The 21,060-nt window shown below is 70.9% G+C and carries 16 protein-coding genes and 2 pseudogenes; 5 read left to right on the top strand and 13 right to left on the bottom strand.

What is annotated here, in order from left to right; genetic code table 11:
- Positions 1-16: 16 nt before the first annotated feature.
- The 7 genes and pseudogenes from ACZ7M7_RS23435 to ACZ7M7_RS23405 form a co-directional block, all read right to left on the bottom strand.
- Positions 17-511, bottom strand: a complete 495-nt coding sequence (locus ACZ7M7_RS23435) for a hemerythrin domain-containing protein (protein WP_472119964.1) — start codon at positions 509-511, stop codon at positions 17-19.
- A gap of 134 nt (positions 512-645) precedes the next feature.
- Positions 646-1,286 (bottom strand): annotated as a pseudogene (locus ACZ7M7_RS23430) (GAP family protein).
- 112 nt (positions 1,287-1,398) lie between these two features.
- A pseudogene (gene mgt / locus ACZ7M7_RS23425) lies at positions 1,399-2,665 on the bottom strand (macrolide-inactivating glycosyltransferase).
- Complete coding sequence (gene erm / locus ACZ7M7_RS23420) at positions 2,662-3,441, bottom strand: ErmE/ErmH/ErmO/ErmR family 23S rRNA (adenine(2058)-N(6))-methyltransferase (RefSeq protein WP_472119961.1); 780 nt, start codon at positions 3,439-3,441, stop codon at positions 2,662-2,664. Before erm ends, mgt begins: the two are co-directional and overlap by 4 nt.
- 257 nt (positions 3,442-3,698) lie before the next feature.
- Entirely contained in the window at positions 3,699-4,988 is a 1,290-nt protein-coding gene (locus ACZ7M7_RS23415) for an ABC transporter substrate-binding protein (RefSeq protein WP_472119958.1), read from the bottom strand.
- Positions 4,988-5,821 (bottom strand): carbohydrate ABC transporter permease, encoded by an 834-nt coding sequence (locus ACZ7M7_RS23410; protein WP_472119955.1) that lies wholly within the window; start codon positions 5,819-5,821, stop codon positions 4,988-4,990. The genes ACZ7M7_RS23415 and ACZ7M7_RS23410 overlap by 1 nt, the downstream gene beginning before the upstream one ends.
- Positions 5,818-6,756 carry a carbohydrate ABC transporter permease gene (locus tag ACZ7M7_RS23405; RefSeq protein ID WP_383604008.1) on the bottom strand — a complete coding sequence of 313 codons (939 nt, stop codon included), beginning with the start codon at positions 6,754-6,756 and terminating at the stop codon, positions 5,818-5,820. Before ACZ7M7_RS23405 ends, ACZ7M7_RS23410 begins: the two co-directional genes overlap by 4 nt.
- Before the next feature lie 181 nt (positions 6,757-6,937).
- Here ACZ7M7_RS23405 and ACZ7M7_RS23400 point away from each other — a divergent pair, with 181 nt between their 5' ends.
- Positions 6,938-7,801 carry a phosphotransferase enzyme family protein gene (locus ACZ7M7_RS23400; RefSeq protein ID WP_472119952.1) on the top strand — a complete coding sequence of 288 codons (864 nt, stop codon included), beginning with the start codon at positions 6,938-6,940 and terminating at the stop codon, positions 7,799-7,801.
- Positions 7,802-7,834: 33 nt separating this feature from the next.
- On the opposite strand, the gene ACZ7M7_RS23395 is transcribed toward ACZ7M7_RS23400, so the two are convergent.
- Positions 7,835-8,749, bottom strand: a complete 915-nt coding sequence (locus tag ACZ7M7_RS23395) for a LysR family transcriptional regulator (protein ID WP_472119949.1) — start codon at positions 8,747-8,749, stop codon at positions 7,835-7,837.
- 94 nt (positions 8,750-8,843) lie between these two features.
- Between ACZ7M7_RS23395 and ACZ7M7_RS23390 the strand changes: the two genes are divergently transcribed.
- Together ACZ7M7_RS23390 and ACZ7M7_RS23385 are read left to right on the top strand one after the other, a co-directional pair.
- Positions 8,844-9,821 (top strand): DMT family transporter, encoded by a 978-nt coding sequence (locus ACZ7M7_RS23390; RefSeq protein ID WP_472119947.1) that lies wholly within the window; start codon positions 8,844-8,846, stop codon positions 9,819-9,821.
- Positions 9,785-10,294, top strand: a complete 510-nt coding sequence (locus tag ACZ7M7_RS23385) for a YbaK/EbsC family protein (protein WP_472119945.1) — start codon at positions 9,785-9,787, stop codon at positions 10,292-10,294. The genes ACZ7M7_RS23390 and ACZ7M7_RS23385 overlap by 37 nt, the downstream gene beginning before the upstream one ends.
- 132 nt (positions 10,295-10,426) lie before the next feature.
- Here ACZ7M7_RS23385 and ACZ7M7_RS23380 read toward each other — a convergent pair whose 3' ends face one another.
- From ACZ7M7_RS23380 to ACZ7M7_RS23365, 4 genes are all read right to left on the bottom strand, one after another.
- Positions 10,427-11,164, bottom strand: coding sequence for a 3'-5' exonuclease (locus tag ACZ7M7_RS23380; RefSeq protein ID WP_383623009.1), 738 nt, complete (start codon positions 11,162-11,164; stop codon positions 10,427-10,429).
- A gap of 130 nt (positions 11,165-11,294) precedes the next feature.
- Complete coding sequence (locus ACZ7M7_RS23375; protein ID WP_472120269.1) at positions 11,295-12,536, bottom strand: SAV2148 family HEPN domain-containing protein; 1,242 nt, start codon at positions 12,534-12,536, stop codon at positions 11,295-11,297.
- 103 nt (positions 12,537-12,639) lie between these two features.
- Positions 12,640-13,956, bottom strand: a complete 1,317-nt coding sequence (locus tag ACZ7M7_RS23370; protein ID WP_472119942.1) for a copper amine oxidase — start codon at positions 13,954-13,956, stop codon at positions 12,640-12,642.
- A gap of 85 nt (positions 13,957-14,041) precedes the next feature.
- Positions 14,042-14,863 carry a Tat pathway signal sequence domain protein gene (locus ACZ7M7_RS23365; protein ID WP_472119939.1) on the bottom strand — a complete coding sequence of 274 codons (822 nt, stop codon included), beginning with the start codon at positions 14,861-14,863 and terminating at the stop codon, positions 14,042-14,044.
- A 180-nt stretch (positions 14,864-15,043) separates the two neighbouring features.
- Between ACZ7M7_RS23365 and glgX the strand changes: the two genes are divergently transcribed.
- Complete coding sequence (glgX, locus tag ACZ7M7_RS23360) at positions 15,044-17,218, top strand: glycogen debranching protein GlgX (RefSeq protein ID WP_383623014.1); 2,175 nt, start codon at positions 15,044-15,046, stop codon at positions 17,216-17,218.
- Here the strand turns inward: glgX and ACZ7M7_RS23355 are convergent.
- The gene (locus tag ACZ7M7_RS23355) at positions 17,215-18,543 is read right to left on the bottom strand and encodes an MFS transporter (RefSeq protein ID WP_472119936.1); all 1,329 of its coding nucleotides are present in this window, start codon (positions 18,541-18,543) and stop codon (positions 17,215-17,217) included. The two genes, glgX and ACZ7M7_RS23355, sit on opposite strands and share 4 nt — an antisense overlap.
- 81 nt (positions 18,544-18,624) lie before the next feature.
- Here ACZ7M7_RS23355 and treY point away from each other — a divergent pair, with 81 nt between their 5' ends.
- On the top strand, positions 18,625-21,000 hold the full coding sequence (treY, locus tag ACZ7M7_RS23350; RefSeq protein ID WP_472119933.1) for a malto-oligosyltrehalose synthase: 2,376 nt from the start codon (positions 18,625-18,627) through the stop codon (positions 20,998-21,000).
- The last annotated feature ends 60 nt before the right edge of the window (positions 21,001-21,060 follow it).

Genomic DNA, 21,060 nt, shown 5'->3' with positions numbered 1-21,060 from the left:
TGCGGACCGCGGCCGGTCAGCGCTCCTCGTCGTGGGTGAGCAGGAACGCGGGCCGGGTGTGGTCCCAGCTCGGTACTTGCAGCGCATTGAGCGCCGAGACGATCCGCTTTTCCTCGTAGGTGAAGTGTGTCTCGATGAGCGCGGCGAGGCTGTCCAACTCGCGTCGGAATTCTGTGGGGTCCGACTCGCGGTCCAGTGCGCCGACGAGCGTCTCGAGCCGTTGCAGGGAGTCGTCCACCAGCTGGTGGTCGCGCCGCAACTCCTCCAGCACGGGGCTCAGTTCGGGGAACTGCTCGGCGACTTTGACGAACGCCAGATCGTTCTCGCCGTTGTGGTGCCGGTCCAAGGCCGAGCAGAAGGTCAGGCAGTGGGTTCGCAACTCGCGGACTCGCGTGCCGCCTGCGAGGTAGGCGTCGACGTCCTGACGCAGTGCTGCGAGCTCCTCGCGGAGCCAGAGGTGTACTTCGATCAACTGGTTGCCGAACGCGGTCAGGCGCCCGTGGGATGTCACCAAGGCTGTTCCAAGGCTTCGGCGCCTCCATGCCCTCGACGGTCTCTTCGCCGGGTGCACGCGACGCTGATCCAAGGTCCTACCAACGTCACAAACGGTCTGTCAATCGCGCCCGGTGGCCCGCGCGTTGCCGATCACAGTCCGGCCGCACCTTCCGTGACGAGGAGCACGCCGATCACGGCCAGGACCAGGGCGGTGACGGTGCTGTTGTAGGTCTCCAGCCACGTCCTCGCCCTGGCCAGCGCAGTGAGGACGCGCTCTCCCCACACGACGTGGAGCAGGAGGGGAAGCGCGACGGTGAAGGCGGCGATCGCGGTGAACACCAGCACGGCGGCGACAGCTTGGGACGAACCCAGTTCGGCGGACCGATGGTCAGCCCGGCTGCGGCGGACAGCAGGACGGTCTTCGGATTGGCCCCCGACAGCAGCAGGCCCAGCCGCAGAGCCTTGGCCGGCGTGGCGTCCGTGAGGCTCCGCATCCAGGCCGGTGCGCCTTTCTCGGCACCGGAGCGCCACTGACGCAGGGCGAGCAGGACGAGGACCGCACCGAGCCCGACCTTGGTCCAGGACGCCCAGGTCGGCGTTTCCTCGCGGGTCTCGATGAAGGCCGCAAGGACGGTGAACACCGTCGCGACCGCGAGGATCCCGGCCGCCCACCCGGCCAGGAACGCTCCGCCGGTCACCCTGGGCCGAGGCGTGAACAGCAGGAAAAGCGCCGGAACGATCGGGAACGGCGACAACGCGATGCCCAGCGCGAGCGGCGTCACCTCGCCCATCACTTCGTTCACAGCCGAGTCCTCGTCACCGTCGCGCGCACGCCCACGCTCATGTTTACCGCGCGGCCGCTCGACGCCCCGGCGGGACAGGCCAGGGTTCAGCAACAGGAACTCAACCGTTCCGCCGGGTCTCCCGTACGGCCAACAGCTCCGCCTCGATCAGATCCGCAGCCTGCTTGGTGCCGCCCTCCCCCGCCACCTGCGCCTGGACGTCCTTCAGACGCCGGGCGACCTCGGGGTCGTCGACGAGGGACAGGGCGGTCTCGCGCAGGACCTCGGCCGTGGCATCCTCCGTCGCGATGTGCCGGGCAACGCCGAGCGCCTGGAGGATGTCGGCGTTGCCGAACTGGTCCACGGCCTGCGGTACGGCGATCATCGGGGTGGCCGTGGCCAGGCCCTCCTGGCTGCCGCCCGCGCCGGCATGGGTGACGAACAGGTCGGCCTGCTTGAGGATCGCCAACTGCGGTACCCAGGAGCGCACTTCGACGTTCGACGGTACGTCACCGAGGTCGGCCGGATCGACATGCCGGCCGATCTGCAGCACCAGGTGCCAGCCCGGCAGGTCGCCGAAGGCCTTCACGCACTCGCGGTAGAAGGCGGGCTGCTTGGTGAAGGCCGACCCGAGGGAGACGAGCGCGACCTTTTCGGCGTCCGCCGGCCGCTGCCAGTCGCCCTCGGCGGTGCGGTCGGCCTGGCAGGCGCCGACGAAGGTGTGGACGGCCTCGTTCACCCGGTCGGCGTTCGGCTGGAGGGCCTTGGGCATCAGGACGAGGGAGCGCGCGGGGCGGCCGACGAACGGATCGGGGTGCTGGGTGATCCCGTTCGCCTCCAGCCATGCGTGGAAGCGCTCGTAGTAGGCGCGGCCGCGCTCCGTCTTCTTCGGCTCCTCCCACATCGGTTCGGAGACCTCCTGCTCGTACCCCTCCCAGGCGACCATGCACGGCGACAGCGAGATCGCGGGCACGCCCCAGCGGTGGGCCAGGACACGGGCCCCGTACCCGGCGATGTCGTACAGGACGAGGTCCGGCTGGTCCCCCTCGTACGCCTCGATCTGCTGGGGCAGTGCCTGGATCGCGTCGTTCAGGAACGGCTCGACGTGGTCCAGGAGGGTGGAGCCCCAGGCCTCCGGATCGGCGTCGGGGCCGGGCAGCGTGGAGTTCCAGAGCCTCGGCTCGGCGCCCGCCTCGGCCACCTTCTCGGCGAAGGCCGGCGGAATCGCGTACGTGACCCGGTGCCCGCGCGCCACGAGCTCGCGGATCACTTCGAGGCTGGGGTTCACGTGCCCATGGGCGGCGATGGAGAACATGGCGATGTGAGCGGGACTGGTCATGGGCAAGACCATAAACGAGACGATACGTCTCGTACAACTCTTTCGTCACGGGGCCAGCACCTCGTGCAGCCTCAGCCAGGCCCCCGGCGGCACCTCCCCGACGAGCACGGTCGTGTCGAGGCCCGCCCTGCGGAACGCCGCGTCGACCCGCCGCCTCGGGTGGGCCCGGCGCAGCGAGGCGTGCAGCGAGCCGCCGCGCCCGGAGAAGCCCAGCTCCACCAGTGGCCGCCAGCTCTCGTACGCCCCGGCGTCGAGCAGCGGCGTGCGGCGCCGCTCGATCCGGACGATCCCGGCGTCCACGCCGGGCACGGGCCGGAAGCTGCGCCGGCCGACCCGGCCCAGCAGACGCCACTCGTAACGGGGCCAGGTCAGGACTGTCAGCAAGGTCCAGCTGCCGTAGTCACCCGTGCGTTTGCGGGCGTACTCGAGCTGGGTGAGGAGCGTGGCGTCGGTGAGGGCGGGTGCGCGCAGGCACCAGTCGACGATGGCGGCGGTGCGGGAGAAGGGCACGTTCCCGGCGACGGAGAACGGGGTGCGCGGGGGTCGTGCGGTGAGGAAGTCCTCGCCGACGACGCGGACTTGGGGCGTGTCCCAGAAGCGCGAGCGCAGAGCGGGGACGAGGCTTGGGTCGATCTCGTACGCGAGGAGGCGCCGGCAGCGCGGGGCGAGCTGCTCGGTCAAGGCGCCCTTTCCGGCGCCGACTTCGAGCAGCAGGGGTGCTTCACGTCCATGCGGTACGGCGAACCGGGCGAAACGTCCGGCGGCGGCGCGGTCGGTGAGGAAATTCTGGGAGAGCGCGCGGGATACGCGGGTGGGGCGGGCCATGGCCTGCGGTCCTTGTCTTCCGTGGGGAGGGAAAAGGGCAGACGAAGGCCCTGACCGGAAGACAGGAGGAGAAAGGAGATGCGGGTCCGCGACGGATCAGCGGGCGTGGCTCCCCGGGCCGGTCAGGGCTCCGGGGCCGCGGCGCATCCGTACGGAGTGCGCGTAGCCCCGGCCGAGACCGGTGATGATGATCGCGTTGTTCGCTGCCACGGACGGCACGTTAGGCCTGGCCGGGCGACGTGGACAACCGAATTACGTCAGCGCTGGTAGCGGGCGAGCACGAGGTTCCCGTCGTCCTCCAGACGCTCGCGCAGCTCGTCGCCGTCGATGGCGCCGCTGTAGTACTCCTGGAAGGCGGGCGTGGCGACCTTGTCCTTCCACTCCGGGTAGCCGCGCACGGACTGTGCGGGTGCCGAGCGCAGGTGTTCGGCGAGGGCGGTGCCGGTGGCCCAGTCGTTCTCGGTGATGTGCAGGGCGGGGTCCTTCAGGGCCGCGGTCCCGGTGGGCAGCATCCAGTCACCGAGCGCCAGTCGCACCATGTTCTCGGGGCGGAGCAGGAAGTCGATGAACTGGGCCGCCTCCCGCTGATGCGGGCTGTCCTCGGCGATGGACAGCGTCTGCGGGCTGACGCCCTGGGTGAGTCCGTCGGCGCCTGCCGGGGCGGGCAGCACCTGCCAGTCGAAGCCGTTGGGCGCCTGCTGGACGATCTGCTGGCGGTAGGAGAAGCCGAGCGGGACCATCGCGTACCGGCCGCCGAAGAACCCGGGCAGGGTGTCCGAGCCGCCGCTGCCCAGGGTGGTCGGCGAGGCGCTGCGATCGGTGTTGACCTGGTCGTGGACCGTGCTGGGCATGACCTCGTCGGCCGCCTCGAAGCGGACGGTCACCTTGCCGTCGGCGCCTCGGTGGAACAGCTGTCCGCCTGCCGAGAGGGACAGGTTGAGGCTGGCGGAGACGGGCTCCTTCAGCGGCCAGGCGACCCCGTACTTGCCGTCGCCGCTCAGCCGGTCCGTGATGCGCCGGAACTCCGGCCAGCTCCAGGGGCGTTCAGGAGTGGGGATCCGTACGCCGGACTCCTTCAGCCATGTCGCGTTGGCGATGAGGACGCGTGGTTCCTGGAGGAAGGGGACACCGTAGATCCCGTCCCCGAAGGTCGCCGTGTCCCAACTGCGCTGCGGGATGTCGGACTTGAGCCGCTGCGGCAGCAGGTCGGTCAGGTCGGCGAGGTAGCCGCCGTACGCGAAGTCGGCGAGGTCGTCCGAGGCGTCGTGGATGATGTCGGGGGCCTCACCGCCCTCGAAGGAGGTGAGCAGCTGGTCGTGGACGCTGTCCCAACTGCCCTGGACATACTCGACCTTGACGTCGGGGTGAGTGTCGTTCCACTCCTTCACCAGCTCCTTGTTGACCTCGACGGACTCCTCCTGCCAGGCCAGGGACTGGAAGCGCAGGGTGACGCGTCCGTCGTCGGCGCCGTCACGGTCGTCGCCACTGCAGCCCGCGAGCAGCAGGGCCAGGGCGGCGATCAGGGCCGGCAGCAGTCTCGTCCGCATCAGTTCTTCACCGCCCCGGCGAGCATGCCGCCCGTGATCCGCCGCTGGATGATCGCGAACACGACCAGCGAGGGCAGCGTCGCGAGGAACGCGGCGGCGGCCAGCGGGCCGAGGTCCGCGACTCCCTCCGCGCCGATGAAATGCGTGAGGACGACCGGCATGGTTTGCTTCTCCGGGGTCTTCAGCAGAACGAGCGCGAAGAAGAACTCGTTCCACGCCGTGACGAACGCGAACATCGCCGTCGCCACGATCCCGGGTGCCAGCAGCGGCGCGGTCACCGAGACCAGCGTCCTCAAGCGCCCGGCCCCGTCGACCGACGCCGCCTCCTCCAGCTCGGGCGGCACCGCACGCACGTACCCGACGAGCATCCACAGCGCGAACGGCAGCGCCCACACCACGTACACCATGATCAGTCCCGGCACCGAGTTGATCAGCCGCAGGTTCTTCAGCACCAGGAACAGCGGGATGATCACCAGCACGAGCGGGAACGCCTGGCTGACGACCACCCAGCCGGTCGCCGCTCGCGCGAGCGGGGTGCGCCGGCGGGCCATGACGTAGGCCATCGGGGTCGCGATCAGTACGGCGATCAGGGCGGCGCCGAGCGCGGCGATCAGGGAGTTGAGTGCGGCGTCCATGAGGGGCTGTTCGTCGAAGGCCTGGCGGAAGTTGGCGAGGGTGGGGTCCTTCGGGATCCAGGTGGGGTGCAGGCTGCCCAGCTCGCGTGGCGGTTTGAAGGCGGTGGAGATCAGCCAGAGGAAGGGGAAGGCGAGGAAGAGGAGGTAGGCGAGCAGGGCGACGTACTGTCCGGCCCGGCCGGTTCTGCTGGTCCTCATGACTCGTCACCTCCCCGAAGCCGTCCGACGAGGAAGACGGCGAGGACGATCGAGATCAGCGCGACCATCACGCATCCCATCGCCGCCGCGTAGCCGAACTGCCCGTAGCGGAAGGCCTCTTCGTAGGCGAAGAGCATGGGCAGGCGGGTACGGCCGCCGGGGCCGCCGCTGGTCAGCACGTAGACCAGGGCGAAGGAGTTGAAGTTCCAGATGAGGTTGAGCGCCGTGATGGAGAGGGCGACGGGTCGCAGGGCCGGCCAGGTGACCGTGCGGAAGCGGCGCCAGGCGCCGGCGCCGTCCACGGCCGCCGCCTCGTGCAGTTCGCGCGGGGTGTTCTGCAGGCCGGCGAGCAGGGCGACCGTCGTGGTCGGCATCCCGGCCCAGATGCCCACGACGATCACGGCGGGCAGGGCGGTGCCGAGCCCGCTGAGCCAGTCACGGCCGTCGCCGAGGCCCAGGTCGCGCAGTGTCTCGTTGAGGATGCCCGCGTCGGGGTTGTAGACCAGCCGCCACATCACGCCGACGACGACCTCGGGCATGGCCCACGGCACGATCGCCAGGGCGCGGGCCAGCCAGCGCAGCCGCAGGTTCTCGTTGAGGAGGAGTGCGAGGCCGAGCGCCAGCAGGAACTGCGGCACGGTGACGCCGACGGCCCAGACGAGGCCGATCCGGAACGAGTCCCAGAACAGCGTGTCGTGCAGCAGGTCCCGGAAGTTGAGACCGCCGATCCACTGGGTGGCCCGGGTCCGGCCGGACTGGGCGTCGGTGAAGGACAGCAGGATGCCGTAGAGGAGCGGGCCGACGCTCAGGACGAGGATGGGGATCAGCGCGGGGAGTACGAGGAACCAGGCGCCGTGATCCGTGACGCGCCGCTGCCGCGGCTTGCCTCCCGGCGAGCGTCTCACCGGCCTCTCCGCCTCGGTCACCGATGTCACGGGATCAGCCTCACATCAGCCCCTTTGCGCTGCTCGGAACGGCCCCGTCATGGTCGTGAAGGCGCTCTTTCCCGTCAAGGCAGCGCGCACGCGGTCCGACCTGTGGAAATGCGAGACTGAGCCGTGGATGGCGGGAATCCGACGCCGTTCATGGCGAGGCAGGACCACACGGAGGCGGACGATGGACGAGGCACGGGCGCGGGACGTACTGGGTGCGGCAGGGGTACTGCCCGGTCCGGCCCGGGACGCGCGACTGCTCGCCCTGGGCGAGAACGCCGTGTTCGGCGCCGGTGACCTGGTCGTCAAGGTGAGCCGCGACGCCGAACTCCTCGGCCGGGCGCGGCGCGAACTGGACATCGCGGTGTGGCTGGAGGAGGCGGGCGTGTCGGCGGTGCGGGCGGCCGAGCCCAAGGCGATGCTGGTGGAGGGGCACCCGGTGACCGTGTGGCACCGGCTCCCCGATCCGGTACGGCCTGCCGAGCCAAGGGATTTGGCCGAACTCCTACGGGTCGTGCACGCCCTGCCCACGCCCTCCTTCGAACTGCCGCCGCGCGAGTTGCTGGGTGGCGTGGAGCGGTGGCTGCGGCTGGCGGGCGACGCGATCGATCCGGCGGATGCGGCGTACTTGCGGGAGCGGCGGGACGGGTTCGCGGCGGCCGCGGCCGGGCTGACGCCCCGTCTGGCCCCCGGGCCGATCCACGGGGACGCACTGCCGCGCAATGTGCATGTGGGCCCGGACGGGCCGGTACTGGTCGACCTGGAGACCTTCTCGGCCGATCTGCGTGAGCACGACCTCGTCGTCATGGCGCTGTCGCGGGATCGGTACGGGTTGCCCGCGCCGGCCTACGACTCCTTCGTCGAGACCTACGGCTGGGACGTGCGGGGGTGGGAAGGCTGCTCGGTGCTGCGCGGAGCTCGGGAGACGGCGAGCTGCGCCTGGGTTTCGCAGCATGCGCCGAGCAATCCGAAGGCGCTGACCGAGTTCGAGCGGCGGGTGGCGTCGCTGCGGGAGGGGGACGAGGCTGTGCGGTGGTATCCGTTCTGACCCCGCAACCCGGCCCGTGATGCCGTACCGGCATCACCGAGCCGAGGCTTCCCAGCTCCGAATCCGGCGCGCGGCACGTCCGAGGTCGGCCAGCACCGTGCGGACCGCCGATCTGGCGGTGCGCTCCGGGCGGTACAAGGCGTCGATGTGGCGTCGGCACTGGACGCCGCTGAGGGGCCTGAGGGTGAGTGCGGGGTGGGGGCGCGTCGTCCAGCGTGGCATCAGGGCGATGCCGCCGCCGGCTGCCACCACCTCGGCCACCACCGTGAACTCGTTGATGCGGTGGGCCAGATGGGGGCGCCGGCCGGTCGACGCGGCGATGGCTTCGATGACCGCCAGGACCGGGAAGCCGTCGTGCACCGTGATCCATGGCTCGTCCGCCACATCGCGCGGCGTGACACGCTGCTTGGCGGCCAGCGGATGGCCGGCAGGCATGGCCACGTCCAGCGGCTCGCGCAGCAGGGTGGTCGCGGCCACCGTGTCCGGCCAGGGCGGAGCGTGGTCCAGGCGGTGGGCGAGGACGATGTCGTACTCCCGGGTGAGCCGGGGAAAGTCCTCCTGCGGTACGTCCTCGTCGGCGAGCCGCGGCACCGGCTTGCCCGGACCGGCGAGCGCGCTGATCAACAGCGGGAAGAACGCGGCGCCCGCGCTGTGGAACGCCGCCACCGACACTTCCCCGTCCGGCCGCCCGACGAACTCGTCGACGGTGCCCCTCGCGCGGGCCAGCGCCGTCTCCACCTCGACGGCCGCGCCCGCCAGCGCCTGCCCGGCATCGGTGAGCACCAGGCGCCGCCCCTGCCGCTCGGTGAGCGGCACCGGGATGGCCCGCTGCAGCAGCCGCAGCTGCTGGGAGATCGCCGACGGCGTCACCAGGAGCGCCTCGGCGACCGCAGTGACACTGCCCAGTTCGCCGAGCTCCCGCAGGATCCTCAGCTGCCGTTCGTCCATAGCCTCAGTGTAGGGACGACGATGTAGGGCTGCTAAATGATCCTTTTAGAAAGTGGTACTGGGCTTCACGGACGTTTCCATGCACGGTGGGCGGGTGTCCGATGTCCGACGTACCGATGCGGTACTCCTCCTGGTCGCGCTCGTCTGGGGCTCCAGCTATCTCTCCGCCCAGACGGCCACGGCCGCGCTGCCCGTGCTGCTGGTGCTCTTCGCCCGCTACGGCCTGTCCGCCGTCGCCTGTCTCGGCCTGGTCGCGTCCGGGCGGGGCGGCTCACGCCGATGGACGCGCGCCGAGCTGCGCGCCGGCCTGCCCCTGGGAGCGACGCAGGCCGCGGTCCTGCTCGTGGAGACGTACGGCGTCGCCCACACCAGCGCCGCCAACGCCGGGCTCATCATCAGCCTGACCATCGTCCTCACCCCGCTCCTCGACCGCGGCGGCCGCCACGGCTCACTACCGCTCTCCTTCTTCGCCGCGACCGGTGTGTGCATCCTGGCCGTCGGGCTCCTGATGTCCGGCAACGGCTTCCACGCGCCCCGTCTCGGCGACCTGCTGATGCTCGGTGCCGCCCTCATCCGGGCCGGGCATGTCGCGCTCGTCGGCCGCTTCACCACCGGGCGCGCGATCCGCCCGCTGCAGCTGACGACGGTGCAGACCCTCGTCGGCACGGCCCTGTTCCTGCCGGCCGCCGCCTTCGACCTGCCGACGCTGGTCCACGCCGACCCGGCGACCTGGGCCCAGCTGGTCTATCTCGCCCTGTTCTGCAGTGTGTTCGCCTTCCTGGCGCAGACGTGGGCCGTGCAGCGCACCTCCGCCAGCAGGGCCAGTCTGCTGCTGGGCACCGAGCCGGTCTGGGCGGTCGCCGTGGGCGTGGCCCTCGGCGGTGACCACCTCACCCCGCTCACCGGCCTCGGAGCGGCCCTCATGGTGGCCGGCACCTACTGGGGCCAGGCCGTGGAACGGGCGCACCGCAGCACACCGGACCTCTCGCTCACCGCATCCCACGCCCCCGCCAACGCCCTCAGCAAGGACCCCGAATGTCCGAGTACGCATATGACACTTACGACCACCTGATCTCCCTGCTCGACGCCTCCTCCATCGACCACCACCTCATCGACCACGAGCCAGAAGGCGCCACCGAGGCGGTCTGCGCCCTGCGCGGTCACCCGGCCTCCGAGGCCGCGAAGTGCATCGTGCTGCGGGTCAAGGTGGACCGGCGCACGACCCGGTACGTCCTCGCCGTCGTGCCGGGCGACCGGCGGGTGGACCTGGACGCCGTCCGGGCGCTGTTCGCAGCGCGTTACGTCGGCTTCAGTGACCCCCGGACCGCGGAGCGGCTGGCCCGTGCCGTGCCCGGCACCGTCCTGCCGTTCAGCTTCGACCCCGACCTCGAACTCGTCGCCGACCCGGACGTCGTGGCCCAGCCGAAGCTGTACTTCAACGCCGCCCGGCTGGACCGCTCGCTCCTCATCTCCGGCGCGGACTACGAGCGGCTGGCCAAGCCGCGCGTCGAGCGGATCGCTGCGCAGGCGTCCGCGTCCGAGTGACGGAGGCCGTCGCCTGGGCGCTGCCGGTCGGTTGGTGCGGGTCCAGTGGCCGCACCGGCGTGCCGGACGCCGTCGGAAGCCGGGACCGGCTGCTCCGGCGCGGCACTCCCGCGCCCCACGGCCCTGCGGCCCTCAGACCGTCTCGCCCGCCACCCGCTCCCCCGCCGTTTCCTTCAGCGGCCACGTGCCGTCGACCACCGCGGTCGCGTCGCCCTTGCGGCGCAGGAAGTTCTGGAAGTCCGCCGCCCACTCGGCGTACCACTCGATCTGACGGAGGTGCAGCTCCGCCGGGCCGAGGGACGCGATCTTGGGGTGGCGGACGGCTATCGCGCCGGCCAGACGGGCCGCGGCGAGGGCGTCGGCAGAGGCGTCGTGTGCGGAGTCGAGTGCGATGCCGTACTCCCGGCAGACCGCTTCGAGGTTGCGCTTGCCCCGGCGGTAGCGGTCGGCCCAGCGGTCGATGGTGTACGGGTCGATGACCGGGGCGGGGGCAGGACCGCCCAGGCGGTCGCTCAGGGACGGCAGGCCGTACCGCCGCAGTTCGGCGGAGAGCAGGCTCAGGTCGAAGGCCGCGTTGTACGCGACGACCGGCACGCCCGTCTTCCAGTACGTCACCAGGACGTCCGCGATGGCGTCGGCCACCTGGTCGGCCGGGCGGCCCTCGGCGGCCGCGCGCTCGTTGCTGATGCCGTGGACCGCGACCGCGTCCGCCGGGATCTCGACGCCCGGATCGGCCAGCCACTCCTTGTGCCCCAGGGGCTGCCCGTCCCTGACCTCGATCACGGCAGCGGTGACGATGCGCGCCTCGCGCGGATCTGTCCCGGTCGTCTCCAGGTCGAAGCCGATCAGCAGCTCACGGTGCCAGCCCATGGGCGGTCCCCCTTCTTGGTGGTGCTTTCCCCCAGTGGTCTCCACCCTCCCATGCGCCACTGACAATCAGGGGACCGCATTCCGCTTCCGCGACGGGACGGCATTCGAGGCTGGTCCGCACTGCGACAGTTCAGGACACTGGCTGCGAATCAGCCCACATGAGCTCGAACTCCTCGCGATACGTGGGGAAGAGCCCGCCTTCGTCGATCTCGTCCGACTTGACCATTCTGCTGCCGTTGCGCAGCACCAGAACCGGCGCCTCGAGACCGCGCATCCGCCGCAGATAGGTCTGCACGACCGCGATGCCGTCGGAGCCGTCGCCGTCCACGAGGTAGGCCGTGAAGCGGGGCGTCTCGTCGAAGACCTGGATCTCGAAGGCACCCGGGTCGCGCAGCCGGGAGCGCACCCGGCGCATGTGCAGGATGTTCATCTCGACCGCCCGGCTCAGCTCGCCGCGCTTGATGCCGAGTTCGCGTTCCCGCCGCTTGACCGCGCTGGAGGCCGGGTTCAGGAAGAGCAGTCGCACCCGGCAGCCGGACTCGGCGAGCCGCACCAGGCGCCGTCCGGAGAAGTTCTGCACGAGAAGGTTGAGGCCGATGCCGATGGCGTCGAGCCTGCGCGCGCCGCCGAAGATGTCCTCGGCCGGGAACTGGCGCAGCAGCCGCACCCGGTCGGAGTGCACGGCGACCACGTCGGCGTACCGGTCGCCGACCAGGTCCTCGACCGCGTCGATCGGCAGCCGGCGCGCGGACGGGACGTCACCGCTCGAACCGAGGATCTCCAGCAGCCGCGCGGAGGCCCGTTCGGCCTGGTTGAGGACCGCCTCGGACAGGGCCCGGTTGCGCGAGACGACGTTCCGGGTCACTTCGAGTTCGTCCAGGGCGAGTTCGACGTCCCTGCGGTCGTCGATGTAGGGCTCGAAGCACGGCCAGTGCTGCACCATCAGCTCGCGCAGCTGCGGCAGGGTGAGGAAGCTGAGGACGTTGTCGTCGGCCGGGTCCAGCAAGTAGCCCTTGCGGCGGCTGACTTCGCGTACGGCGACGGCGCGCTGCACCCACTCCTGCCCGGCGGGTCCGGCCGCCGCCACCACCCAGTCGTCGTGGCCGTGGACGGGTTCGTAGATGGGGCGCAGCACAGCGGCCACGACCGCGCGCAACCGCTGTTCGACGAGGTTCAGCCAGATGTATGCCCGGCCGGCCCGCTGGGCGCGCGTCCGTACCTCGCGCCAGGCCTCGGTGTCCCAGTCCAGCTCCGGGCCGATGGAGTTGGTCTCCATCGGCCTGGCCAGCGACACCGTGCCGGGCGGGACGTCTGTGGAGTTCCCCTCGTGACCCTCGTCACCAGGGGGCAACTCCAGCCCTCCCGAGCCCACCCGCGCACCGCCTTCCGCTCCCCCGAGCACTCCCCGTCCCAACGATCAAGGAAGGGTACTCCGGGAGCGGTCGGCGGTGCAGCCGGATGGACAGGGTCGTTTCTCAACTACGAGGCTGCCAGTGTCCGTTCTGCCAGGCGAGCTCGCTCGGAGTGAGCGGATTCATAGCCGTCACGTCCCGCGGGACGATGGAGAACCCCTGCCAGTGGACCGGCATGGGCTGCTGGTCCTCGTCACGGGCGATGTGATGGAAGCCCACATTCATCCAGACGATCGGGTGGGAGAGGTTCTGACCGCTGACCCACTTGTCGACCGACTTGGGGTGGGTATTGCCGCAACCCGGGTTGTTCGTGGCGAACTTCTCGCACTTGTTGTACTCGGTGAAGTACATGTCGTGCTTGGTGAAGCTGCGGCCCGGGTACTTGGTGCTGGCGCCGGGGACGATCTCGTACGACCGCGCGTGGCCGTCCTTGTTCTTGCCGGTCGCGCTGACCATGCGCCACCAGCGGTAGTTCTTGGCGTCGCCCGCGAGTTCCTTGGTGACCTTGGTGCGGGTGGTCTTGGTCTTCGGGGCACGGTCACCGGAGGCGGGCGCGGTCACTGCCGAGTCGTACTGCTCGATCTTGCCCTTGGAGGAGCCGTCCAGGCCGAAGTCGAGCCGCCAGAAGACGTTGTGGCTGTGGCTGGTGGCCTTGGCCCTGTCGCCCTTGCCGATCGGCCAGCCGCGGCCGTCTCCGGCGTCGTAGTCGTCGTACGACAGGCTGCCGGTGGCGCCGACGTTCATGGTGACCGTGCCGTCGTCCTGGAAGCGCCACTCGGTCATGTACTCGTACCAGCCGACCTGGTTGACCGTGTAGACGAGCAGGTCCTTGCTCTGCGCCTGGTAGACCTTGTTCGCGGTGTCGCCCTGCATGCGGTAGGCATGGCCACGCGCGCGGGTCGTCGTGCACAGACCGTTGACGTTGGGGTGCTCCGGGTCCCAGGCCTCCGGGACCTTGACGGACTTGATGGTGCCGCCCGGGCACTCGCTGGGCGCGAGGTTCATCAGGCCCTGGGCGAAGCCGAAGCCCGTCAGGTCGTCGTACTCGACGCTGCCGTCGTCGTACGGGACATGGATCTGCCCGAGCCTGGCGTTGTTGAGGACCTTGATCGGCTTGGCCTCGCCCTTGGGCTGGTAGGAGATGTTCTCCAGGACGAGCCCGGCCTTGCCGTCGTAGCGCCAGCACATCCGCCAGGTCGTGCCGCCGGTGAGCTTCTGCTCGATGCGGTAGGCGGCACTGCAGTCGGCCGCCGGCGCCGGGGCGTTCTTCGGCTGGGCGGAGGCGGGTCCGGCGCCGGTCGTCGCGCCGGCGGCCAGTGCGGCCACGGACAGGCCCAGGGCCGCACCCTTGCGGGCACGGCTCATTCTGTTCACACGCATGAAGAGGTGACTCCCTTACAGGAGGTGCAAGTACGTGAGATGCACGCCTGTGGCGCGCGAGTTGGAAAACTGAACGGAGAGTGGTTCAGCCGATGTCGAGCTTGGCGACCTTGCGGGCGCTCAGGTCGATCACGAAGGAGCGGGCGTCGATCCAGGGCCCGTTCTTCACCTTCGGGAACAGCCGCACGCACCGGTGTTCGCCGCACTGGTCGAGTACGGCGGGCTGGGCGCCCGGAGCGGCCCGGTACACGGCGCCGTTGAGCAGCAGCTGGTCCGGGGAGCTGAGTTCCTTGCCCGTGGCGTCCTTGTAGTCCGCCTTCATGCCCGCGCCCAGCGGGTCGGCGATCAGGATCTTGGCCGCCTCGGCGTACTCGGCACGGCTCAGCGGCGGCTGGACACCGTGCTCGGTGGCGGTCCCCTCGACCTTTCCGGTGTCGAGGTTGACGGTCTTGGTAACGAGCGCGTCGGCCTTGTAGTCGTAGAACGAGACCTCGGCGCGGCGCGGCGCGTTCGCGTCGTCCAGTTCGTCGGCGTCCGGCTCGGCGAGGTCGACGCCGAGTCGCTGCGGCCCGCGGTCGCCCTCGACGTCCTCACCGGCGCTGCGCAGCTGCGGGTTGACCGCGAGCTTCGCGGCCCGGTCCATCTCGTCGTCGGTCAGCGGGTCGTTGCCCGTGCCCTTGTCACCCTCGCTCGGGGCCCCCTCGACGACGCCCGGCGGCACCGTGCCGGCGCCCTGCCCCTGCTCCTGGGCGGCCTGCTGGGCGGACTGACCGCTGTTGCTTCCTCCCGTTTCGTCGGCCCCCGCCGTCCCCGGCAGGGTGATCCCGACCATCACGGCCGTTCCCGCGACCGCGATGGCCGCACCTGCCACCACCTTGCCCAGATGGCGGTGCACTATCTTGCGCACATCTTCCCCCTACTCCCCGTACGTCCCCGGGAGTACGTGTTGGCCCCACTGGTTCGGCATAACGCGTATGCCTGGTCGACCGATAAGAGGGACGTAAGTCATAGGTGGTTCCATCACTTTTGGGGAGACTCGACGTCAAGGCGCCCACCACGGCGTGCCCGAGCTGAAAGAGTCGTGTCCATGCAGGTCTGGCCTGGAGAGGCATATCCACTCGGTGCCACCTACGACGGCGCCGGCACCAACTTCGCGGTCTTCACGGAGGCCGCGGACCGAGTAGAGCTGTGTCTGCTGCACGACGACGGCTCGGAGACGGCGGTGGAACTGCGGGAGAGCGACGCCTTCGTACGGCACGCGTACGTGCCGGGCGTCATGCCGGGGCAGCGGTACGGCTTCCGGGTGCACGGACCCTACGCGCCCGAGCGCGGTCTGCGCTGCAACTCCGCGAAGCTGCTGCTCGACCCGTATGCCAAGGCGGTCAGCGGCGCGATCAGCTGGGGCGAGGAGGTGTACGGCTACCACTTCGACAAACCCGACAAGCGAAACGACCTGGACTCGGCGCCGCACACGATGTCGTCGGTCGTGGTGAACCCGTACTTCGACTGGGGCGACGACCGGCGGCCCCGCACCGAGTACCACCACACGGTGATCTACGAGGCCCATGTGAAGGGCCTGACCATGCGCCACCCAGGGCTGCCCGAGGAACTGCGCGGCACCTATGCCGCCCTCGCGCACCCGGCGGTCATCGATCACCTCACCGAGCTGGGCGTGACGGCGCTGGAGCTGATGCCGGTCCACCAGTTCGTGAACGACCACCGGCTCGTCGACATGGGCCTGAACAACTACTGGGGCTACAACACGATCGGCTTCTTCGCCCCGCACAACGCGTACGCCTCCTGGGGCGACCGCGGCCAGCAGGTCCTGGAGTTCAAGTCGGCGGTGCGCGCACTGCACGAGGCCGGCATAGAGGTCATCCTCGACGTGGTCTACAACCACACCGCCGAGGGCAACCACCTGGGCCCCACGCTGTCCTTCCGGGGCCTGGACAATCCGCAGTACTACCGCCTGACGGACGACCCGCGCTACTACATGGACACCACCGGGACCGGGAACTCACTGCTCATGCGGTCCCCGCACGTCCTGCAGCTGATCATGGACTCGCTGCGGTACTGGGTCACCGAGATGCACGTCGACGGCTTCCGCTTCGACCTCGCGGCCACCCTGGCCCGGCAGTTCCACGAGGTGGACCGGCTGTCGTCGTTCTTCGACCTGGTCCAGCAGGACCCGGTGGTGTCCCAGGTGAAACTGATCGCCGAGCCGTGGGACGTGGGCGAGGGCGGCTACCAGGTGGGCAACTTCCCGCCGCTGTGGACCGAGTGGAACGGCAAGTACCGCGACACCGTACGGGACCTGTGGCGCGGCGAGCCGCGCGCGCTGGCGGAGTTCGCGTCCCGGCTGACGGGCTCGTCCGACCTGTACCAGGACGACGGGCGGCGCCCACTGGCCTCCATCAACTTCGTGACCTGCCATGACGGGTTCACGCTGCACGACCTCGTCTCGTACAACGACAAGCGCAACCACGCCAACGGCGAGGACAACCGGGACGGTGAGAGTCACAACCGGTCCTGGAACTGCGGGGCGGAGGGCGAGACCGACGACCCGGCCGTCCTGGAGCTGCGCGCCCGCCAGATGCGCAACTTCGTCGCCACGCTGATGCTGTCCCAGGGCGTACCGATGATCAGCCACGGCGACGAGTTCGCGCGCACCCAGCGGGGCAACAACAACGCGTACTGCCAGGACAGCGAACTCGCGTGGCTGGAATGGCCGACGGACGGGGACGCCGGTGCGGCGGGCCCGGCCGGGGACGGCGGCCCTGAGGGCGAGGCCCTGGCCGGTCTGCCCCGCGAGTTGCTCGCCTTCACGCGCGCGATGGTGTGGCTGCGACGCGACCATCCGGTGTTCCGCCGGCGCCGCTTCTTCCACGGGCGGCCCGTGGAGGGCACCCATGACGACCTGTCGGACATCGCCTGGTTCACTCCGCAGGGCAAGGAGATGGCCCAGCGGGACTGGGACCGCGCGCAGGCGTCGGCGCTGACGGTGTTCCTCAACGGCAACGCGATCTCTGAGCCGGGCGCGCGCGGGGAGCGCATCGGCGACGACTCGTTCCTGCTGATGTTCAACGCCTCCCCGAAGACCCTCGACTTCGTCGTGCCGGTCAACCACGGCCGGGAGTGGCAGGTGGTCGTCGACACCGCGCGCGCGGACGGGGTGCCGCCGGAGACGGCAGCGAAGGTGCAGGCCGGGGACCGGTTGACGTTGGTGGACCGCAGCATGACGGTGTTGCAGCGGCCGGTCTAGAGCGACGTGGCGGTGCGTCCGGGGTACGACGCCGGGCGCACTGTCAGCGCGATCGCGCAGGCGAGCGCCGCGGCGAGGCTCGCGGCGCCGAAGGCCGTCACGGGACCGTACGACTCGGCCAGCCTGCCGGTGCCGGCGAGCGCGAGAGCCTGCCCGCCGACCAGCGCGCTCGTCGCGAACGCCATCGCCTCGGAGAGCCGCGCGGGCGGCACCACGCGCTCGGTGAGCCCGAACACCGTGATGAGGTGCGGGGCGTAGGCGACGCCGAGGACCGTGACGGTGGCGTAGAGGGCGGGGAGGCCCTCCGTCCACAGCAGCGGGAGCGAGAGCAGGAACGCCGCTGCGGTGGCCGCCCGCCAGCGCACGGTGAGTCCGAGACGGGCGGGCACGGCTGCCATGGAGAGCCCGGCTACGGCGCTCATCACTCCCATGGCGGCGTAGACGAGCCCAGCCTGGTCCGGCTGTCCGAGTCGCTCGGTGAGGGCGGTGATGCCGGCTTGGCAGGCGCCGAACATGGCGCCCTGGAGAGCGAGGGCGGCTCGGAGGGCGTGGATGGATCTGGGGATGGGGGGCGGCGGGACGGGGCCGGCTCCCCCTGTGGGCGCCGTCGTGACGGCACCGTTCCGTCGCCCCGCACGCGTCCGGACCGAACCCGACCGTCGTTCCGCCGAAGTGGCGACGGGCCCCGGCCGTGTCGCCACCGCCGTCCGATGCAACGCGAAGCCGCTGCCGCACAACGCCACCAACACCGCGGCGCCACCCAGCGCGTACCCGGGATGCGCAGTCACGGCCGCCAGGCCGACCAGGGCAGGGCCCAGCACGAAGGAGACCTCGTCCAGGGTGCTCTCGAAGGACAGCGCGGCGCCCACCGTCGAGTCGTGAGCCCCCGCACGGCGGGCGAGAGCGACGAGCCGGGCGCGGGCCATCGGCCCGATCTGCGGCACCGTCGCTCCGGCCGCCGCACCCACCACGGCCAGCACCGCCGTCTGCAGTCCCGCGAGCGCACCGGCGACCAACCCGGCGACCGCGACGGCGTTGGCGAGCGAGAAGACGAGCACGACCGTCCGCTGCCCGTGCCGGTCGGCGAGTCGGCCGACCAGCGGACCGCAGGCCACCTGCCCGACGGCGAGCGCACCGCCGGTCAGGCCGGCGGCGGCCAGGGAGCCGCTCGTGCGCGCGACCAGCAGCACGCTGCCGAACTGGATCGTGGCGGTCGGCAGTCGTGCCAGGAAGGACATGACCGGCAGCAGCGGCCCGGTCAGGCCGATCACCTCGCGGTAGGCCGCAGATGTGCTGCGGCGTCCTGTCGTCGCCTTCGTTCCCATCACTCGAAGCTAGGCACGCGCGTGGGCCCACGTGGAGGGGACGATGACACGAAGGGCGGCAGGGCGGGTACGTAGCTTTCCATGACACCTGAGCGACCTGAACCGACGGTGCCGACCTTGCCGACCGCCACGTACCGGCTGCAGCTGCAGTCCTCGTTCCCGTTCGAGGCCGCGGCGGCGGCCGTGCCGTACCTGGCCTCGCTCGGCGTCTCGCATCTGCACCTGTCCCCCGTCCTGGAGGCGGTCCCGGGGTCGGGGCACGGCTATGACGTCGTGGACCACGCGCGCGTGCGCGAGGAACTGGGCGGCGAGGAGGGTCTGCGCGCACTGGCCCGCACCGCGCGCGAACACGGGCTGGGCCTGGTCGTGGACATCGTGCCGAACCACATGGCCATGGCTCCACGCCACAACCGCGCCCTGTGGGAGGTGTTGCGCGAGGGCCCCAAGTCGCCGTACGCGCGATGGTTCGACGTCGACTGGGAGGCCCAGGGCGGACAGGTGCTGCTGCCGGTGCTCGGGGGGCCGCTGGGCGAGGAGCTCGGCAGTATGGAGGTGGACGGCGACGTTCTGCGCTACTACGACCATGTGTTCCCGCTGCGCGAAGGCACCCGGCAACTGCCGCTGCCACAGCTCCTGGACGCGCAGTGGTACCGGCCGGCGTGGTGGCGGCTGGCCCGTACGGAGCTCAACTACCGGCGGTTCTTCAGCATCTCGGAGCTGATCGGGGTGCGGGTCGAGGACCCGGAGGTGTTCGAGGCCACCCACGCCAAGATCCTCCAGCTCCTCCACGAGGGCGTGATCGACGGGCTGCGCATCGACCACCCCGACGGCCTCGCCGACCCCGACGCGTATCTCCAGCTCCTCCACGAGGCGACCGGCGGGCGCTGGACGGTCGTGGAGAAGATCCTGTCGGACGGCGAGCACCTGCCGGCCTCCTGGCCCGTGGCCGGCACCACCGGCTACGACGCCCTGCGGCACATCGACGGCCTCTTCACCGATCCGGCCGGATTCGGGGAACTCCTCGGCCAGTACCGGCGGTTCGCGGCCCCACAGACGGACCGCGGCGGCGACTGGGAGGCGACGGTGCGGCGGGCCGCGTACAAGGTGCTCACGCACGAACTGGCCACGGAGATCGACCGGCTGACGCGGGTGGCGAGCCGCGTATGCGCCACGTCTCCGGAGCCGGCGCTGCGCGACCGTGCCCCCTGGGCGCTGCGCACGGCGCTGCAGGAGTTGCTCGTCCGGCTGGACGTCTACCGGCCGTACGTCTCCGGGGACGCGGCCCGTGTGGTCACCGAGGAGGCCGCGGCCGAGGCCCGGCTCGCCTTCGTCGTGCCCGAGGAGGCCGGCGCGGTGGACGTCGTGCGCGAGCTGGTGCTCGGGCGGGCCGGCGACGGGCCGGACCACGTGGAGTTCCGGACACGGTTCGCGCAGACGGCGTCGGCGCTGCGGGCCAAGTCCGTGGAGGACACGGCGTTCTACCGCTATGTGCCGCTGCTGTCGGCTACCGAGGTGGGCGGGAACCCGGGGAGCCCCGCCGTATCGGCCGACGAGTTCCATGCCTATTGCGCGCGCGTGCAGCGCGACTGGCCCGTGACGGGGACGGTCGCCTCGACGCACGACACCAAGCGCAGTGCCGACGTACGGGCCGCGCTGGCCGTGCTCACCGAGTGCCCGGAGCACTGGGCGGACGTCCTGACCGAGGTGACCCGCGACGGCGAGGGCGTACCGGACGCGCAGCTGGCGTGGGCCGCCTGGCAGACCGTGTTCGGGCTGGGCGAGGCGGATGCGGACCGGGTTCAGGGGGCGCTGCTGAAGCACGTGCGCGAGGCCGGGCTGTTCACCAGCTGGACGGAGCAGGAACCGCCGTACGAGGAGGCGGTGGCGGCGTTCGTCGCCGCGGGGCCCTGCGGGGCGCCCGGCGAGCGCGTGGCCGCCTTCCGGAGCCGTATGGAGCCGCACATCCGGGCGAACATGCTGGGCATGGCCCTGGCCCAGTTGACGATGCCTGGCGTGCCGGACGTCTATCAGGGCACGGAGGGGGAGTACCGGGCGCTGGTGGACCCGGACAACCGCCGGGGCGTGCGGTTCCCGCACCAGGACCCCGGGGAGAAGGGCGCGCTGACGGCGGCCGCGCTACGGCTGCGCAGGCGGCGTCCCGAGGTGTTCGGTGACTCGGCGTCGTACGTGCCCCTGCCAGCCGAGGGCCCGGCCGCCGCGCACTGTGTGGCCTTCGGACGCTCCGGAGAGGTGGTCACCGCCGTGACGCGGCTGTCACTGCGGCTGGCGCAGTCGGGTGGCTGGCGCGACACGGTGCTGGCGCTGCCGCCGGGACGGTGGGCCGATGTACTGGCTCCGGAGCGGAAGTTCACCGGGCACGTGCCCGTGGAGGAGCTCTTCGAGGGCCTCCCGGTCGCGTTGCTGGAGCGGGTCGGTGAGGCGGCGGTCGAGCAGTAGGGGCGACCGTGGAGCGGCCGTGGAGCCGGGGCGAAGTCCTCCGCCGAGAGCACGACGTCC

It is taken from the genome of Streptomyces sp. NPDC111606 (genome assembly GCF_055656945.1).
This window is presented reverse-complemented; position numbering and strand designations above follow the sequence as displayed.

Excerpts from the sequence above, each read along its gene's own strand:
- erm (WP_472119961.1), bottom strand. The coding sequence starts at position 3,441 with ATGGCCCGCCCCACCCGCGTATCCCGCGCGCTCTCCCAGAATTTCCTC.
- ACZ7M7_RS23415 (WP_472119958.1), bottom strand. The coding sequence starts at position 4,988 with ATGCGGACGAGACTGCTGCCGGCCCTGATCGCCGCCCTGGCCCTGCTG.
- ACZ7M7_RS23410 (WP_472119955.1), bottom strand. The coding sequence starts at position 5,821 with ATGAGGACCAGCAGAACCGGCCGGGCCGGACAGTACGTCGCCCTGCTC.
- ACZ7M7_RS23400 (WP_472119952.1), top strand. The coding sequence starts at position 6,938 with ATGGACGAGGCACGGGCGCGGGACGTACTGGGTGCGGCAGGGGTACTG.
- ACZ7M7_RS23395 (WP_472119949.1), bottom strand. The coding sequence starts at position 8,749 with ATGGACGAACGGCAGCTGAGGATCCTGCGGGAGCTCGGCGAACTGGGC.
- ACZ7M7_RS23385 (WP_472119945.1), top strand. The coding sequence starts at position 9,785 with ATGTCCGAGTACGCATATGACACTTACGACCACCTGATCTCCCTGCTC.
- ACZ7M7_RS23380 (WP_383623009.1), bottom strand. The coding sequence starts at position 11,164 with ATGGGCTGGCACCGTGAGCTGCTGATCGGCTTCGACCTGGAGACGACC.
- ACZ7M7_RS23370 (WP_472119942.1), bottom strand. The coding sequence starts at position 13,956 with ATGCGTGTGAACAGAATGAGCCGTGCCCGCAAGGGTGCGGCCCTGGGC.
- glgX (WP_383623014.1), top strand. The coding sequence starts at position 15,044 with ATGCAGGTCTGGCCTGGAGAGGCATATCCACTCGGTGCCACCTACGAC.
- ACZ7M7_RS23355 (WP_472119936.1), bottom strand. The coding sequence starts at position 18,543 with ATGGGAACGAAGGCGACGACAGGACGCCGCAGCACATCTGCGGCCTAC.
- treY (WP_472119933.1), top strand. The coding sequence starts at position 18,625 with ATGACACCTGAGCGACCTGAACCGACGGTGCCGACCTTGCCGACCGCC.